13 protein-coding genes are annotated in these 16,337 nt (G+C 50.7%); 4 read left to right on the plus strand and 9 right to left on the minus strand.

Going from position 1 to position 16,337, the window contains the following annotated elements:
* Positions 1–185: 185 nt before the first annotated feature.
* Positions 186–950: an IclR family transcriptional regulator gene (locus JMW05_RS02120; RefSeq protein ID WP_201503771.1), complete on the plus strand. Its 765-nt coding sequence runs from the start codon at positions 186–188 to the stop codon at positions 948–950.
* Between the two features lie 99 nt (positions 951–1,049).
* Here the strand turns inward: JMW05_RS02120 and JMW05_RS02125 are convergent, their stop codons facing one another.
* The 3 genes from JMW05_RS02125 to JMW05_RS02135 all read right to left on the minus strand — a co-directional run bounded on the left by JMW05_RS02125 (position 1,050) and on the right by JMW05_RS02135 (position 4,696).
* Positions 1,050–2,087 (minus strand): histone deacetylase family protein, encoded by a 1,038-nt coding sequence (locus tag JMW05_RS02125; RefSeq protein ID WP_201503772.1) that lies wholly within the window; start codon positions 2,085–2,087, stop codon positions 1,050–1,052.
* A 37-nt stretch (positions 2,088–2,124) separates the two neighbouring features.
* A complete protein-coding gene (locus JMW05_RS02130) occupies positions 2,125–3,381 on the minus strand; it encodes a CaiB/BaiF CoA transferase family protein (RefSeq protein ID WP_201505484.1) in 1,257 nt (418 codons plus the stop codon).
* A 130-nt stretch (positions 3,382–3,511) separates the two neighbouring features.
* Positions 3,512–4,696 carry an acyl-CoA dehydrogenase gene (locus JMW05_RS02135; RefSeq protein ID WP_201503773.1) on the minus strand — a complete coding sequence of 395 codons (1,185 nt, stop codon included), beginning with the start codon at positions 4,694–4,696 and terminating at the stop codon, positions 3,512–3,514.
* A 302-nt stretch (positions 4,697–4,998) separates the two neighbouring features.
* On the opposite strand from JMW05_RS02135, the gene JMW05_RS02140 reads away from it, so the two are divergent.
* A complete protein-coding gene (locus JMW05_RS02140) occupies positions 4,999–5,829 on the plus strand; it encodes an IclR family transcriptional regulator (RefSeq protein ID WP_201503774.1) in 831 nt (276 codons plus the stop codon).
* 18 nt (positions 5,830–5,847) lie between these two features.
* Here the strand turns inward: JMW05_RS02140 and dld are convergent, their stop codons facing one another.
* Both dld and JMW05_RS02150 read right to left on the minus strand, forming a co-directional pair.
* Positions 5,848–7,578 (minus strand): D-lactate dehydrogenase, encoded by a 1,731-nt coding sequence (gene dld, locus JMW05_RS02145; protein WP_201505485.1) that lies wholly within the window; start codon positions 7,576–7,578, stop codon positions 5,848–5,850.
* Between the two features lie 47 nt (positions 7,579–7,625).
* Entirely contained in the window at positions 7,626–9,329 is a 1,704-nt protein-coding gene (locus JMW05_RS02150) for an L-lactate permease (protein WP_201503775.1), read from the minus strand.
* Between the two features lie 195 nt (positions 9,330–9,524).
* On the opposite strand from JMW05_RS02150, the gene JMW05_RS02155 reads away from it, so the two are divergent.
* On the plus strand, positions 9,525–10,430 hold the full coding sequence (locus JMW05_RS02155) for a LysR family transcriptional regulator (protein ID WP_201503776.1): 906 nt from the start codon (positions 9,525–9,527) through the stop codon (positions 10,428–10,430).
* An 89-nt stretch (positions 10,431–10,519) separates the two neighbouring features.
* Here JMW05_RS02155 and JMW05_RS02160 read toward each other — a convergent pair whose 3' ends face one another.
* The 4 genes from JMW05_RS02160 to JMW05_RS02175 form a co-directional block, all read right to left on the minus strand.
* Positions 10,520–11,215: a haloacid dehalogenase type II gene (locus tag JMW05_RS02160; RefSeq protein WP_201503777.1), complete on the minus strand. Its 696-nt coding sequence runs from the start codon at positions 11,213–11,215 to the stop codon at positions 10,520–10,522.
* A 118-nt stretch (positions 11,216–11,333) separates the two neighbouring features.
* Positions 11,334–12,131 (minus strand): Hint domain-containing protein, encoded by a 798-nt coding sequence (locus tag JMW05_RS02165; RefSeq protein ID WP_201505670.1) that lies wholly within the window; start codon positions 12,129–12,131, stop codon positions 11,334–11,336.
* An 18-nt stretch (positions 12,132–12,149) separates the two neighbouring features.
* The gene (gene rtcR, locus JMW05_RS02170; RefSeq protein WP_201505486.1) at positions 12,150–13,811 is read right to left on the minus strand and encodes an RNA repair transcriptional activator RtcR; all 1,662 of its coding nucleotides are present in this window, start codon (positions 13,809–13,811) and stop codon (positions 12,150–12,152) included.
* 41 nt (positions 13,812–13,852) lie between these two features.
* On the minus strand, positions 13,853–14,689 hold the full coding sequence (locus JMW05_RS02175; protein WP_201503778.1) for an alpha/beta hydrolase family protein: 837 nt from the start codon (positions 14,687–14,689) through the stop codon (positions 13,853–13,855).
* Positions 14,690–15,018: 329 nt separating this feature from the next.
* Here JMW05_RS02175 and JMW05_RS02180 point away from each other — a divergent pair, with 329 nt between their 5' ends.
* Positions 15,019–16,251: an RtcB family protein gene (locus JMW05_RS02180; protein WP_201503779.1), complete on the plus strand. Its 1,233-nt coding sequence runs from the start codon at positions 15,019–15,021 to the stop codon at positions 16,249–16,251.
* Positions 16,252–16,337 lie beyond the last annotated feature (86 nt).

Below are 16,337 nucleotides of genomic sequence, written 5' to 3' on the forward strand. Positions count from 1 at the left end.
ATAATGAACATTGATTCAACATATGAGACACTATTATAGAAACAACAGATTCTATTTTGCAACCTTTATTACGCGTTAAAATGACGCTAAAACGCCTTTTATGTGCTTTTTTGTACTAATTTTTGATGATTCGTCTCTGTAATACCTGTTTTTCTGCTTCTTTTTCATTTTTTTAAGAGTCCCTTATGAGTACCACGACTGTTCCTGCCCTAGATAAGACGTTTGAAATCTTAGACTTAATCACTGCGCACCCGCAGCCCATGAGCGCGGCGCAAATTGCCAAAGCGCTCGGCTTTGCCCGCAGCTCAACGCACAATATCTTGCAAAGCCTGCTCGATAAGCACGTCATCTATAAAGATACGGACAATCGCTTTCATCTTGGCTCGTACCTGCTGTATTGGGCGGGTAAATATGAGCAGCAGCATGGGGTGATTGAGCTGTTTAAGGATTTAATTGTGCATTACCCTGCCCTGCGTCAGCATACCGTGACGCTCTCTAAGCTCGATGTCGGTGAGGTGGTGTTTTTGACCTGTCATGAGACGCCAGCGCCGCTGGGCTTTACGTTTCGCGCAGGCGTGCGTATCCCTGCGGTGTTTTCAGCGACGGGCAAGGCGATGCTCTCGACCATGTCGATGCCCGCGATTAAGGCGTTGTACGGCGGCGTGTTCCCAACCCCACTTAATCACAATGGGGTTGCCAGTTTTGAGGCGTTAGAGGCGGAGCTGGCTGATGTGCAAAAAACGCGCATCTCGCTCGATGATGGGCAGCTGCGCGATGGCATGTATTGCATGGGCACGTATGTGCGTAATGCCTCAGGGCACGCGGTGGCGGCGATGGCGGTGAGCTTTTTGCAAGCAGAATATGAGATGAAACGCGAGGAAGTAAGCGCAATGCTGATTGATTTGGCAAAACAAATGGAGCAGCGTTTGGGCTTTGGTCACAGTAGCTAATAGGTGTGTTGAAACATGGCGGAGCGGTTTCCGCCATGGTTTTAAATAAAAAATAACCAGTAAAAACAGTATTGATTTTCTTTAACATTTATCCGTGACTTATTCGTCAATAATAAGCCCTGACAAAAACGCTTGTAGATTGTCATTCAGCTTGGGCAAATAGTAACCGCCTTCGACCAAGATGATAATGGGTTTACCTAGCGCGACCATCTTTTGTGCCAAAGTTTTAAAGCCTTCGGTACTGACGCTGCACAGCGCCTCAGGGTCAGACTCATAGACATCAAAACCCAAAACGTGAACAATCACATCGGCATCAAACAGGGCAACCGTATCCAATGCCTTATCCACGTAGGTAAAAAATCCTGCCTCGTCCGTGCCATGCGGCATGGGATAATTGACATTGTAGCCCTCGCCTGCACCTTTGCCTTGTTCAAACTCGTGCCCTGTGACCGCAGGATAAAAGTTAACGGGGCTGCCGTGTACCGAGGTGTAGAGCACATCGCTGCGCTCATAAAAAATCTCTTGAATACCCTGCCCATGGTGCATGTCGGTATCAATGATGGCGATTTTGGCGTATTTTTGCCGTAGATGCTCGGCGATGATGGCAGCATTATTCAGATAACAAAACCCGCCCGCCGCGCTTTTGCGCGCATGATGACCAGGCGGACGCGAAAAGCACAGCTGAATGTGCGTGTCTTTATCATCGCTATGGTTTAATAAGGCTTCAGCGGCGCCCAATGCCGTTTGTGCCGACCAATAAATCGACGTCCACGAATGCTCGCTGATAGGCGCGCTGTCATCGGCTTGGTACTTGGCGGCTTTTGCCATAATGCCGATGGCTGGATTGTCGTAAGGCACAAAAATGCCTGTCTGCACCTGTGCGCCCAAGTCTTCTTCCAGCGCCATCCATTCGTGATAGCCGTTTTTTAAAAAGTCCACATAACCAAAATCATGCACTGCCAATATCGGCGCCATGCCAATGTCTATGGCGGTGGTCACGTCTATGCCAAGCGCGGCGGGCGCTTTTAACAGCTCGGTCATGCGCTCGGGTATCTCTAATGGCTCAAACATTTTGCCATAAGAATAATACGGCAGCGGACGGTGCAAGCTTAAATTGTCATGGCTATAGATTTTCATGTGGGGCATTCCTTTGCGTGGGTTTTTTATGAATCAATTATACAATACCATCCGCTTTAAGCTTAGCAATGGTAGCAGCGTCATAGCCGAGCGCTTGTAATGTACTGTCGGTATGCTCGCTTAGGCGTGGCGGTGGGCTACGGTAGGTGACGGGCGAGGCTGAGAGTTTAATCGGATTGCCAAGTGCGCGCACGGGGCTGCCGCTGTTGGCAAAGTCCACAATCATCTCCCGCGCTTGTAATTGCGGCATGGCTAAGGCCTCGGCGACGTTATGAATCGCGCCGCATGGCACGCCCGCGGCATTGAGTTTGTCTAGCCAATAGTCCCGCGGCTGCTGGATAAAATGCTCGGCAAGCAGCTTGGTCAATGGTTCGCGCTGTGCCACGCGCGCAGGATTGGTGGCGTAGCGCTCATCGTGATACAGATCAATGTTAAGCAGCTGGCAGAGCTTGGCAAACTGAGCATCGTTACCACAGGCTAAAATAAAATACCCCCCATTCGCCGCAGCAAACACTTGATAAGGCACGATGTTCGGATGGTCGTTACCAAGGCGCGGCGGCACATCGCCTGTCGCCAGATGGTTCATACCGACATTGGCAAGCATGGCAATAGCGCTATCAAGCAGCGCCACATCGACGTGCTGCCCCTCACCTGTGCGCGTGCGCGCAATCAGCGCCGCCTCGATGCCAATGGTCAGCTGCAAACCTGCAAACAAGTCCACCACCGCGACGCCGACCTTGTGCGGTGCGCCATCGCTCGGACCTGTGATGCTCATCAGCCCTGAAAGTCCTTGAATAATATAGTCGTACCCTGCACGGCTGGCATCGGGTCCTGACTGCCCAAAGCCTGTGAGTGAGGCGTAAATCAGACGCGGATTGATGGCTTGCAAGCTGGCGTAATCCAAACCGTATTTTTTTAGACCGCCGACTTTGAAATTTTCGACCAGCACGTCACTGTCTGCGGCGAGCTGCTTGATGATGGCTTGTCCCTCAAGGGTGGTGATGTCTACGGTAAGGGACTGTTTGTTGCGGTTGATGGTGGCGTAATAGGCGGAGGTGTCGTCACTAAAGGTCGGTGGCGCCCAATGCCGCGTTTCGTCACCGATATTGGGGCGCTCGATTTTTATCACTTCGGCGCCTAGGTCTGCCAATACTTGCGTGCAGCTTGGTCCTGCAAGGACGCGGGATAAATCCAGCACTTTAATGCCATGCAGTGTACCTTTGGCAGGGTTATTCGGTTGTTCGCTGTACTCGCCTGCCTGCGCCGCGTGGGTTGTCTGCTTGTTGTGCGCCATGCTCATGATTGTCCCTTATCGCTGATGGTTTGCCATTTTCCTTGTGCCGCTTTTTTGCTGCTGTGCTTTGTTGTCCATGACTGCCCGTTGCGTCCTGCTTGGGGCGGTCTGATAGTGTGGCTAAAAAGGGTTAATAAAACGCCTGAATACCCGTCTGCGCACGACCCAAAATCAGTGCGTGGATGTCGTGCGTGCCTTCATAGGTGTTGACGGCTTCTAGGTTCATAACGTGGCGGATGATGTGGTACTCGTCCGAGATGCCGTTGCCGCCGTGCATGTCTCGCGCCAATCGTGCGATATCGAGCGCCTTGCCGCAGTTGTTGCGCTTAATCATCGAAATCATCTCAGGCGCGGCTTTGCCCTCATCCATCAAGCGACCGACGCGCAGCGCGGCTTGTAGACCAAGCGTGACCTCGGTTTGCATATTGGCAAGCTTTAATTGCACCAGCTGGGTGGCAGCCAGCTGGCGACCAAACTGGGTGCGCTCAAGGGTGTACTGGCGCGCCGCTTTCCAGCAAAATTCTGCCGCGCCCATACTGCCCCACGCGATGCCGTAACGCGCTTTGTTTAGGCAGCCGAACGGTCCTTTGAGACCGCGAATGTCAGGAAAGGCATTGGCTTCGGGCACAAAGACTTTGTCCATGACAATCTCGCCTGTGACTGAGGCGCGTAATGAAAACTTGCCCTCAATCTTGGGCGCGGACAGCCCCTTCATACCTTTGTCTAAGATAAACCCGCGAATATCGCCCGCATCGTCCTTTGCCCAGACCACAAACACATCGGCAATCGGACTGTTGGTAATCCACATTTTCGAGCCTGAAAGCTGATAGCCGCCATCCACCGTGCGCGCACGCGTTTTCATCGACGCAGGGTCAGAGCCAGAGTCAGGCTCGGTCAAGCCAAAGCAGCCGACATACTCGCCACTTGCCAGCTTGGGCAGGTATTTTTCTTTTTGCTCCTCAGTGCCATACGCCCAAATCGGATGCATCACAAGGCTCGATTGCACACTCATCGCCGAGCGATAGCCTGAGTCCACCGCCTCGACTTCTTTGGCAATCAAGCCATAAGCGACGCTGGATAGCCCCGCACAGCCGTAGCCGTCAATGGTCACGCCGAGCAGTCCCATCTCGCCCATTTCGCGCATGATATTGCGGTCAAAGTGCTCGTTGCGGTTTGCCTCAATGATATTGGGCATCAATGATTTTTGAAAAAACTGATGCGCGCTGTCGGTGACCATGCGTTCTTCTTCAGTCAGCTGCTCGCGTAATAAGAATGGGTCTTGCCAATCAAACTGTGCTTTGTCGTGCTGTGCCATGTCGTGCCCCTTGTCCTTGGTGTGCGTGTCATAGATAAATACGATTGATATAGCATAAGACACACGCTCGATTAAAGGCTATTTTCCTTGCTTGCTGTGACTTCGTCTTTTGATGCTACGAAAAACAGCCTTCAATCTCGCTGTAACATTTTTGAGTTAACTGTCTTTAGCTTACTGCTTTTGCTTGATAAACTTCTTATTGCCAATTCAGTTCCATTATGCGAAACTAAGTTTCACATTACAAAACCATTTAAGCAGAATCCCTGTATCTTGTAAACCCATATCCACTATTTGGCGATAAAATGAGCGTATCTAATCAGCACCCGACCCCCTTACTTGAGACCTTAAACATCCGCCTTGCGGACAGTAAAGACAATGGCGACCGCCAGTTTGTGACCGCACTTGGACGCGGGCTTGCCTTACTTGCCGCCTTTGAACATCAAGATCAGCTGAGCCATCAGGCATTGTGCCAAGCCGCTGCTTTGCCCAAAGCCACGGTAACGCGCCTGATTCATACCTTGACGACGTTGGGATTTTTAACGACCACTGCAGACGGGCAATACCGTTTGGGCAGCAGTGCGCTGCGCCTGAGCATGGCGGCGTGGGGGCGGCATGATATGGTGGCGCTCGCTGAGCCGCTGCTGCGTGAGTTTGCGCGCACGCATGAAGTGTCGGTCAATCTGGCGACCGAAGTGGATGGCGAGATGCGTTATTTGGCGTGTTGCCGTAGTCCTGCTCGCCTGTCGGTCAATCTGCAAGTTGGCTCGGCAGTGCCCGTTGCCGATACGGCGATTGGACGTGCGTTTTATGCCATCAGTACGCCAAGCAAGCGCACAGACATCGAAGCAAGATTACAAGAGCACTTGCCCGCCCCTGCCTTTACCAAGGCGCAGCAGCAATTATCAGACGCCGCCGTGCATTATCAAACGCACGGCTATACCTTGTCCGATGGCGAGTTTTCGCCCGATATTCTTGCGGTGGCGGTGGGGGTATATGATGTGGTGACAGGCGCGTACGCTTATTCGCTGAACGCCAGCGTGCCGCGTGCCAGCCGAGACAGCGATGACTATGCGGCGCTGATTGTGCCCAAGTTGCAAGCGTTGGCTGAACGCATTGGGCGCGGTGAAGCGTAAAAAATGATCTTTAAAAGGTTATAAACAACACGAGCAATTGCGCTTGGTTTTTGGCATTAGGCCAATACCTGGATTAAAGCTATTGGTCGGGTCAAGGCGCTCATAAAACTGCTGCAAGTCAGGCTCAGCTTCGTACAGATGCCCGACATTATGCTCGGCGGGGTATTTTGCGCCGCGCTCGTTTAATCGTTTAAGCATCATTTTTTTGACCATTTTGGCATCGCTGCCTTTTTTTAGGATATAGTCTTGGTGAAAGACATAACAAAAAAAGTGTCCGTAATACAATCGTTTTTCTAAATGCTGAGTAATGGACTCGGGTAAGGTTTCCAGCCAGTCGAGTTCGTTACGCGGGATGGCAATGTCGAGTGCCAGCATCTCCCCGACCTCTTCCTCGTGCATGACTTCATAGCGTATCGCCGCGCCTGCAGCAGCAAAACGATGCAAAAAGGCGCTTTCGGACTCTTTGGGCGTACAGACAAAATAACTGCCCGTATCTGATGCGGCAAAAAACTGCTGTAAAAAGTGCGCCGCCTCATCAATCCCCGCATCGCTCATTTTAATCATCAAATGATGCTCATATTGGTTGCGGTACTCGAGCATGCGCTTTGGCAAATGCTGCGGCAAGACTTGTGCTGCCATCTGCATCAGCTTATCGGTCAGATGGTTGGGCAGCCACGACCACTTATGCAGCTTGGCATCGATGCTGCCTTTGATGGCAAACAGTTTGGGCAGCGCATCCGTGCCCAGATGCTTGATGCTCAAAAAGGTGTCTTTGCCATACTTTGCTGACACATCAAAAATATCGCGGTGCAGGTATTCGCCCACTTCGGGCATATTTTTAAACGTTGACAATACTTGCCGTCTTAATTCGGCAAGCTCGCGCACGCTGTGACTACCGACATAAAAGGTCTGCTCCGCCTGCGCTGTGGGATACGTGTCCAGACGCACGGCAAATACCGCAATCTTACCCGCACAGCCGCTTGCTTCATACAGTCTGCGCTTATCGGCATTAAAGCGGCTCGGCGTGCTGGCATCAATGTCGCGGATGCGCTCGATATATGCTTTGTCCGACGCCAGCTTGTCGCTGCTTGGTACGCCATGCATATCAAAATGCCCGTGCTGCAAGTTGGTCAATATCTCTTCAGGCGAGCGTCCGAGCCGCATGCCCAAATGATTAACCAGCACCAGCTGCCCGTGCCGATTGATTTGCGCAAATAAAGACAGCTCAGTATAAGCAGGTCCGCGTTTGACCAGCGCACCGCCTGAATTGTTAGACACGCCGCCGACGATAGACGCGCCCAGCGTGGAGGAGCCGATGACCGAATGCGGTGCACGATTGACCGCTTTGAGTTCATTTTGCAACTGATGTAGCGTCGCGCCAGGTAGGCTGATGATTTGCTCATTGTTATTAATCAAATACAGCTGATTGACCGCGAGCGTATTGATGACCACCACAGGACGGTCATAGTCATTGCCACTGGGCGTCGAGCCTTCGGTCAGACCTGTCTTTGCTGCCTGCATGATGATAATGCAATCGCCTGCAACGCAAACCTCAAGACAACGCCAAATCTCAAATAAGGTTTGCGGAAATAGTACCGCAAGCGCACTGCCGCCACCTGAGCGCCAGCCTGTGCGATAGTGCTCGTTTTTCTCAGGGTCGGCTTGCACATGGTCTGCGCCCAATATCTCGGTAAAGCGCGCCAATACCGCAGCCGCACTGAGCTGACTGCTGGGCGTAGCGCTGGACATATAGTGCTGCTCGCCTTGTCTTACCCGTTGCTGAGTCATTACGTTCGTCATGCCAAAGGCCCTTGAAAACCAAAAATATAAATCGCTGCCATCACAATGATGCCACTAAAGGTCACATAATAGATGGTCGGCAAAATGGTCTTGCGTAGTGTCGCGCCCTCCATACCGAGCAAGCCCACTGTCGCCGATGCCGCCACCACGTTATGAATCGCAATCATATTGCCCGCCGCCGCACCGACCGCCTGCGCCGCGATGATGATAGAGGGCGAGATATTGAGGCTCATCGCCGCCTCGTATTGGAATTGGCTAAACATCATGTTCGACACCGTGTTTGAGCCTGCGATAAATGCCCCAAGCGCGCCAATGGTCGAGCTGACCAGCGGGAACGCATTGCCAAAGGTGCTGGTAAACAGCTCGGCACTGGCGACAGGCATACTCGCCATGTCGGACATATTCACGCCCGAATTGATAAAAATACGCACCATCGGAATGGTAAAAATCAGCACAAATCCCGCGCTTAATACGGTCTTGGCAGACTCGCCAAAAGCATCGCCAAGCGCCTTGGTGGGCTTATTGGTCTGTGCAAAGGCAGCGACCAACGCACTGATAAGCAATAAACCACCAGGCAAGTATAACGGACTAAAGCTTGCGCTAATATCCGCCTCACCCAGAATGGACATAAAATCAAGAGTCGCACTGTTTAATAGCGCCTTAAAACCTGCAAACATACGCGAGCACACAAGCAGTGCTGCCACCAGCAAATACGGGAACCACGCCATCACCGCCGACATAGGCTTGCTGTTGTCATCGATGACCACGTCTTCTTTTTTCACCACCAAGTTGCCCATCCAGTCGCTTGGCCAAAACTTTTGTGGCTCAAAGTCCCATGTGGTCTTGGGCAACAAAAAGCCCTTTTTGGCGGCCTGAATCACAACGGCAATACTGACCAAACCACCGATTAATGACGGAAATTCAGGACCGAGCAGCACGCCTGTCAACACATAAGGGATGGTAAAGGTTAAACCTGCAAAGATGGCAAACGGCAAAATCTCAAGCCCCTCTTTCCAGCTCTTATTTTTACCAAAAAAGCGCGTCAGCATCATCACCATAAACAGCGGCATAAACGTACCAATAATGCCATGAATAATGGCGACTTGACTGGTAATCAGCTGCAAAAACATCGCCCAGTCCATACCTTGCTGCGCCAGCTGCGCGCTAATGGCGGTCGTGTCCAAGCCCTTTTCGACACCAATCACAATGGGCGTCCCCACCGCACCGAACGACACAGGCGTGCTCTGTATCATCATGCCCATCAGTACTGCCGCCAGCGCAGGAAAACCAATCGCCACCATAAGCGGTGCGGCAATCGCGGCAGGCGTACCAAACCCTGATGCGCCCTCTAAAAACGTACCAAAGCACCACGCAATAATAATCGCCTGTACGCGGCGGTCAGGCGACACATGAATAAAACCTGCGCGAATCACCCCGATTGCGCCTGTGTACTTGAGCGTGTTTAACAAAAACAGCGCACCGAACACAATCCACAGTACCGAGACGGTAATCACCACCCCTTCTAAAATAGAAGACGACACGCGATTGAACGTCATATTCCATATCAATAGCGCAATCGCCGCCGTGACTGCCAGCACAATTGGCATGGTCTTTTTTGCCGACCACTGCAAACCAATCAAAAAAATACCACTAAGTACAATCGGCAATAGAGCAAGCAGCCCATAGATTGTCTGATTCACATCCCTTCTCCCTGTTATCGTGTGTGCTTCCTTGACCTTGCCACCCAATCCTTTACCTTGATGCCTTCATGGTAATCTGGGCAGAACCATCACACTCTACGCCTTGTCGATAACAAGATAAATGCCAACAAAAGACAATGTTTTTTTCTTTTTTTGCTATAATCAAAAACTCATTACACCGATTAAGGAACGGATATGGCGAAGGCGGACGACATGGTTTTATTCGTTTTGGTGGTGGATGAAGGCTCATTTTCTCGGGTCGCCGAAAAACTGGCGCTCACCAATTCGGTCGTCAGTAAGCGCATTGCCCGCTTGGAGTCCAGCCTAAATGCCCAGCTGTTTTATCGAACCACCCGCAAACTGAGCCTCACCGACGCTGGTAGGACGCTATACAACAAAGCCAAAATTGCCAAATTGGCATTCCAAGATGCGGAGAACGCAGTCACTGGCTACGGCGAAAACATGACAGGTCATATCCGCATCACCACCCCTGTGGTCTCGGCAGATTTATTATTAAGCCCAGCGATTGCCGAGTTTTGTAAAAAATATCCTGAAATCACCGTTGAGCTGAACATCACCAATCGCATCGTGGACTTGGTCGAAGAAGGCTTTGATTTGGCAATCAGAACCGCCGAGCTTGAGGACTCCTCCTTAATTGCCAAACGCCTGATTGACAGTCAATGGGTCATTTGCGCCACGCAAAACTACCTCAATCAGCACGGCACGCCAAAGACCCCAAAAGCCCTGCACAACCACGAATGCTTGATTTATAAGTTTGATAACACCAGCAGCGATTTATGGCCACTTTATGAAGATGGTGCAGAATTGCTGCTGCCTGTGCATGGGCGCTTTTATAGCAATCATTTGAGCGCCATCAAACACGCGGCATTGGCAGATTTGGGCATTGCCTTTTTGCCGCAAGCCTTGGTCTATAATGCCTTGCAAGAACAGCGCCTTGTTCAGATTTTGCAGCCCTTCACGCGCAAGCGCATGGGCATGTATGCGGTGTACCCAAAAGCGCGCCAGCCCGACCAAAAGCTCAAACAACTGGTCACGCATTTGCAAACGTCACTCGAAGCCAAAAAAGACTATTATTATTAAGCAATTCATCTGCGTCCTGTTTTAACAGCGCAAAAAAAGCCACCCGCTTGGATGGCTTTTTTGGTGTTTCTTTTTGGATGTTTGTGACGTTATGACGCGGCGTTTTGCGCAATGATTTGCTGCGCCAGTGTGCGTAAGTCGTCCGCCATATAATCGGGCGTTGGTACATGGTTGGCGGGCAATAACGCATTGTGCGGACGCAATAAAAACGCGCCCTGACAGCCTGCTGCCTGCGCGCCTATCGTGTCCCACAGATGGCAGGCGACCAAACACAGCTCGGATACAGGCACAGACAGTGCCTCGGCGACCAAATGATAAGTCGCGGGTGCGGGTTTAAACTGACGCACCGCCTCAACGTGAAATGAGCGCTCAAAAAAATCGCTCAGTCCCGCCTTTTCTAGCGGTGTCGGCGACTCGCTGGACTCTGAATTGGTCAAGGTCACCAGTCGAAAGCCTGCCTCTTTAAGCAGCGTCAGCGCGGGCACGACATCGGCATACGCGGGCATCTTGCCCATGCGCGTCTTTAGCTCGTCAATATCGGTATCGGCAATCTCAACGCCATGAATATCAGCAACCATCCGCAGCGCGCCGACCCCAATCTCACCAAACGGCGTATACAGTCCTGATAAGGTCAGAGTTTGCGAGTACAGCACCAGCTGGGCGAACCATTCGCGCAGTATGCTGCCATCATTAAAAAGGCGGCTGAATAAAGGCGTTAAGGTGCTAATATCGAGCAAGGTTTCATTGACATCAAAAACGAGAATCGGGCGGATGTCGGTGGGCATGCGCTTTCCTTATTGTTGTTGTAGTTTGGGTTAGGTTAGCATGGATACACATCAACCCGCTGTCACTTGATAGTAACGCGGTCTTACTCAGGCGGTATTATTAATTTGATTGGTTACTTTAACTGGCATCATGTACCCATAGTCCTGCTTGATCAATAAAACAAGTATGATTGTCTGCCACCTCAAAGTTATAGACGGTTGTGTTATAAGGGATAGGCGCGCCTTGATCATTCGTTAAATGATTTAGTATTCGTGGATTACCTTCTTTATCTAGGATACCAATATCAAAGTAACCATGTCGCTGATAATAGCTAATATCATTAACATAGCCTATACCTTTATATTCTGCCTTACTATAGTCGAGCATGTGCGCTTCGGCATCTTGTACGTAATCATCGTAGTAGTCTTCATGATAATGCTTTTGATACCAAAAATAGTTTGGGTTACTCTCCAAATCTTCATGAGCGATTTGATAGGTAGGTTGCACACGCTCAACGGTATACATTACGCCATCGGCATTCACAGCAATCTCATACTGTTGTAGTTCGTCCACACGTTTAAAGTGAGGCTGGTCATAGAACTCAATATCTTCTTGCGGGTTTTCCATGGCTCCGACCACCCAAACAGGGTGATTGGGCGTCGCTAGAAAATCACTGAAGCGACTAGCTGACTTGTATGTTTGATAATCAATCATCTCGCGATCTTTATTAAACTTCTCAATATTTTTCTCTAAACGCACGATCCACATCTCTTTGTCTTCATACACAAAGGTCTTAACCACAGGCTTATACTCTATGTCACCGCTACCGTCTTCTGGTCTCGTTAAAATCAAGTCGCCCACTTTAATGTCCTGAATCGGTACTAACCCTTTATCCGTATGAACCAATGTTCCTGCGACAAATCCTTTGTTGTTCATATCCTCTCCTTTTTAATCTTATTGTTTTAACTCATCAAACCTCAGCCCAAACTTTATTAAATACTTACGCAGTCGGTCGCTGTCATTGTTACTTTTTAGCTGAGTTCTGGAGTTGGCGTACAGATAGCGCCCTGCCGCCGCTTGGCTGCTGTGCTGATAGCAAACCTCAATCACATACGCCAGCTGCACCGCGTCAAAGGGATCGAGCGCGTCTTTGTCGTCGCTTGATAGATGACGGCTCAGCACCGTATGCGCGTGCGCTTGCTGCTCGGTTAGGTTAGGCGCATACGCCTTATCCGCCTGATGCTGCGCGCTATTGGGTAATGCCCACAGATGCTTAAGGCGGGTGATTTCTGCCTTAACATCGGGCATACGAATCACTTTGCCTTCGCACAATGTCGTTAAGCGCGTCATGCTGGCGCTTAAATCACGAAAGTTGCCCTGCCACGTCGCCTCAGAACTTGTGGCAAAGGCTTCAAAGTACGCCCGCGCCGCTGGCTCAAAACGGTATTGGTACTGCTGTTCACTGCCCAGACGCGCCAGCTCGTAATCAATATTGGCGGGCAAGTCCTCGATACGGTCTTTTAGCGACGGTAAAAAAAACGTCCACGTGTTCAGGCGCGCAAACAAATCGGCGCGAAACTCCCCATCCGCGACCGCTTGGCGCAAGTCCTTGTTTGTCCCCGCCATCAGCTGAAACGACACATCAATCGGCGTATCGCTACCGAGTGGATAAAAGCGCTGCGCCTCAAGCGCGGTCAAGAGCATCGCTTGCTCGTCCAGTCCCAGCTCGCCGATTTCATCCAAAAACAGCAAGCCACCGTCCGCCGATTTGAGCAGACCCTCACGGCTCGATGCCGCGCCTGTAAACGCGCCTTTGACATGACCGAACAGCACGCTCATTGCCGTATCGCCGCGCAAGGTGGCGCAGTTGACCTCGACGAACGCGCCGATCGCCTGTTTGTTTTTGGCTTTGTTTTTCTTGAGCGCGTAGATTTGCGTTGCCAGTTGCGACTTACCCGCCCCTGTCGCGCCCATCAGCAAAATCGGCGCGTTGGAGCGCGTGGCGACCTTTTCAATATCAGCTATCAGCTGTTGATACGCGGCATTTTGGGTGACGAGATTGGCTTGGAGAGTTTGCCAATGCTGGGCTTTTTCTGCCTCAAAACGCGCGCGCAAACTGTCATAACGCGACACGTCCAAGTCAATGATTTGGTAGCGCCCTTGTGGGTCGGTTTGGTCAGGCTTGGGACAAGGTGAGGTTTGAATCAAATCGGCAGGCAAAAACCCCGCCTCGACCAGCAAAAACCAGCAAATCTGCGCCACATGCGTGCCTGTGGTCAGATGCAGCAAATAGTCGGTGTCCTCACGAAAAGCAAACCCTGTGACAAAGTCATACAGCTCGGCATAGACATCGGCAAAATCCCACGGACTCGCCAGCGTCACCCGATGCCCAATGACTTTGGTATCGGCGCTGACCTGCGCCACATCATCAACGATGACGTTAAAGAGTCGCTTATCGCGCTTGCTATAGAGGATATGCAGCTCATCGACCAGCAGGTCATCATGCAGGCACAGGCTAACGCTCGGACGCCAGCGCTGCCAACGCTTGTCATTAAAGCCGTTGTCCAAGGTCGTTCCGAGAAAGCCGATGACGGCGGTTTTATGACGTTTAATCATGTTGTTTTTACTCATAATGATGCGCTATATTTTTTATTATTTTACTTTTTGATTGTCCACGACTTGGTACTGTCAATAGACAGCGGCTCGTCTGCCATAATTTGCTGCGCAAGGTGACGATTCAGCGGATACAGCACGCTAAAGTGGTCGTGCCGCGCGATAAACGCACAGTGCAGCATGGGGTTTTTATTGTTATCACACATCGGCTTTAGGTCGCGATAGTTACCGTCACGCTTGCCCTCAATAATCCACGTTGGCATGCGAATATCATTCGTCCAGTTTGCAGGCGCACGCAAAGCCATTTCGCGTTGCTCATCACGAGCAAAGTCAACGTCTTGCAAAAACATCGTCTCTTGCGTAGCGCCAAAGCTAATCACTCCTTTAAATAACTTAGGCTGCGTGCTGCTCGCCACCTCACTGACCAGTAGCGCCAGCGTACCGCCCGTACTGTGCCCGCCCAAATAGATGCGGCTGCTATCGACATACGGCAGGGTCGCCAAATATTCTGCCGCTGCGATGACATCATCGACCTCACCATAGTTCACCTCGATATTGCCTGCATTGTCATTGCCGCCGCGCAAGGTGGGAAACATCATCATCACACCAGCATCACGATATGGGCTGGCGGTTTGGTCGTTTTGCCTTGAGCCTTTGCGCCAAAAGTCCGCCAATGTGTTGGACTCACCGCCCGTTATCCAAACAATAGCAGGATGCTTGTCGCCGTCGTTTGGGTCGGGCGTGACAAAGGCGGCGAGCGACATGCCGTCACTGTCATAGCGCACACTATCAAATAGGGCTGCGGGCGGCTTGGGCAATGGCATTTGCATGGTGGGCGCGACTTGTACCGAGGTCTGATAATTGCCGCTTAGCGATGCCAAAGATGGCGCTGCAAAACAACTGCTGATGCTCACGCCTAGTAAAATCGCCGTGCTTAATAAGCGTTTGTTAGAGACAACTTTATACCTTGTTTTACATTGAACCTTCGCCATCACACACAATCCTTTTATAGAATAAAACTATATTTATAGAATAAATTATATCTTTATTTACTTGATTAAAGTTCATTATTTTATAAAAAAGAATTTAAAATATTTTTTATCCTTCAATATCAATCACTTATAAAAATAAAATTTATCTTTACCAAAAACTGGCACACCTTTAGCAACCTATAAAGTACAGACAAAAAGACATTCGCTAAGGAGACACTATGCAGCCTATCAATCACAACATCATTCAAGACGGTGGTACCCCTATCCGCCTATGGACCAAAGGCGTGCCTGTCGACCCAAAAGCCCACGACCAGCTGATTAAAGCCTCAAAAATGCCCTTTATTTATAAGTGGCTCGCGGTGATGCCTGATGTGCATGTCGGTATTGGCGCGACCATCGGCACGGTGCTGCCGACCAAAGAAGCAATCATCCCTGCGGCGGTCGGCGTAGATATCGGCTGCGGCATGATGGCGGTGCAAACCACCCTAACCGCCAATGATTTGCCCGACAACCTGCACGGACTGCGCACAGAGCTGGAAAAAGCCATTCCACATGGACGCAGCAAGACACGCGGTCGCGGCTCACGCCGTGATGTCGGCGCGTGGGCAAACCCTGATGATACCGTGATGAATGGCTGGGGTACGCTGGTCGATGATTTTAATTATCTGACCCAAAAGCATCCCAAACTAAAAAACACCAACAATCTAAAACACTTGGGAACGCTGGGTACAGGCAATCACTTTGTTGAGGTGTGCCTTGATGGGACCAATCAGGTGTGGATTATGCTGCATTCAGGCTCACGTGGCGTCGGCAATGCCATCGGGCGCTACTTTATCGAGCTGGCGCGCGAGGACATGCGCAAATGGTTTATTAACCTGCCTGATAAAGACTTAGCGTACTTTGCTGAGGGGACTGAGCATTTTGACGACTATTGGTTTGCGGTTGGCTGGGCGCAGCGCTTTGCCTTTAAAAACCGCGAAATCATGATGGAAAAAGCCATCCAAGCGCTACGCACCATTGTGCCAAAACCGTTCGATGCCGCAGTCAAAGCGGTCAACTGTCACCACAACTATGTGGCAAAAGAAGAACACTATGGCGAGGAAGTCTTTGTCACGCGTAAAGGCGCGGTACGCGCACGCGTCGGCGAATACGGCATCATCCCAGGCTCCATGGGCGCAAAATCCTTTATTGTCAAAGGTAAAGGCAACGAGGAGTCGTTTTGCTCTTGCTCGCATGGCGCAGGTCGCGTGATGTCACGCACTGAGGCGAAAAAAGTCTTTACTATTGATGACCAAATCGCCCAAACCAAAGGCGTAGAATGTCGTAAAGATGCCGACGTGATTGACGAAATCCCAGCGGCGTACAAAAACATTGAAGACGTGATGAGCGCCCAAAACGATTTGGTGGAAGTGGTACATACCTTGCGGCAAGTGGTTTGTGTGAAGGGGTGAGCATCATTGCTTTGTAATATGTATAGCCACTTAAGGACAGTATTGGTAGCCTACTATGTCTAAGCTACAACTAAAGACAATAAAAT

It is taken from the genome of Psychrobacter aestuarii (assembly GCF_904846035.1).
In the GTDB taxonomy this organism is placed as follows: Bacteria; Pseudomonadota; Gammaproteobacteria; order Pseudomonadales; family Moraxellaceae; genus Psychrobacter; species Psychrobacter aestuarii.

Bases quoted from the DNA above. Each gene is read 5' to 3' on its own strand.
- JMW05_RS02120 (WP_201503771.1), top strand. From the start codon at position 186: ATGAGTACCACGACTGTTCCTGCCCTAGATAAGACGTTTGAAATCTTA.
- JMW05_RS02125 (WP_201503772.1), bottom strand. From the start codon at position 2,087: ATGAAAATCTATAGCCATGACAATTTAAGCTTGCACCGTCCGCTGCCG.
- JMW05_RS02130 (WP_201505484.1), bottom strand. From the start codon at position 3,381: ATGGCGCACAACAAGCAGACAACCCACGCGGCGCAGGCAGGCGAGTAC.
- JMW05_RS02135 (WP_201503773.1), bottom strand. From the start codon at position 4,696: ATGGCACAGCACGACAAAGCACAGTTTGATTGGCAAGACCCATTCTTA.
- JMW05_RS02140 (WP_201503774.1), top strand. From the start codon at position 4,999: ATGAGCGTATCTAATCAGCACCCGACCCCCTTACTTGAGACCTTAAAC.
- dld (WP_201505485.1), bottom strand. From the start codon at position 7,578: ATGTCCAGCGCTACGCCCAGCAGTCAGCTCAGTGCGGCTGCGGTATTG.
- JMW05_RS02155 (WP_201503776.1), top strand. From the start codon at position 9,525: ATGGCGAAGGCGGACGACATGGTTTTATTCGTTTTGGTGGTGGATGAA.
- JMW05_RS02160 (WP_201503777.1), bottom strand. From the start codon at position 11,215: ATGCCCACCGACATCCGCCCGATTCTCGTTTTTGATGTCAATGAAACC.
- JMW05_RS02165 (WP_201505670.1), bottom strand. From the start codon at position 12,131: ATGAACAACAAAGGATTTGTCGCAGGAACATTGGTTCATACGGATAAA.
- rtcR (WP_201505486.1), bottom strand. From the start codon at position 13,811: ATGATTAAACGTCATAAAACCGCCGTCATCGGCTTTCTCGGAACGACC.
- JMW05_RS02180 (WP_201503779.1), top strand. From the start codon at position 15,019: ATGCAGCCTATCAATCACAACATCATTCAAGACGGTGGTACCCCTATC.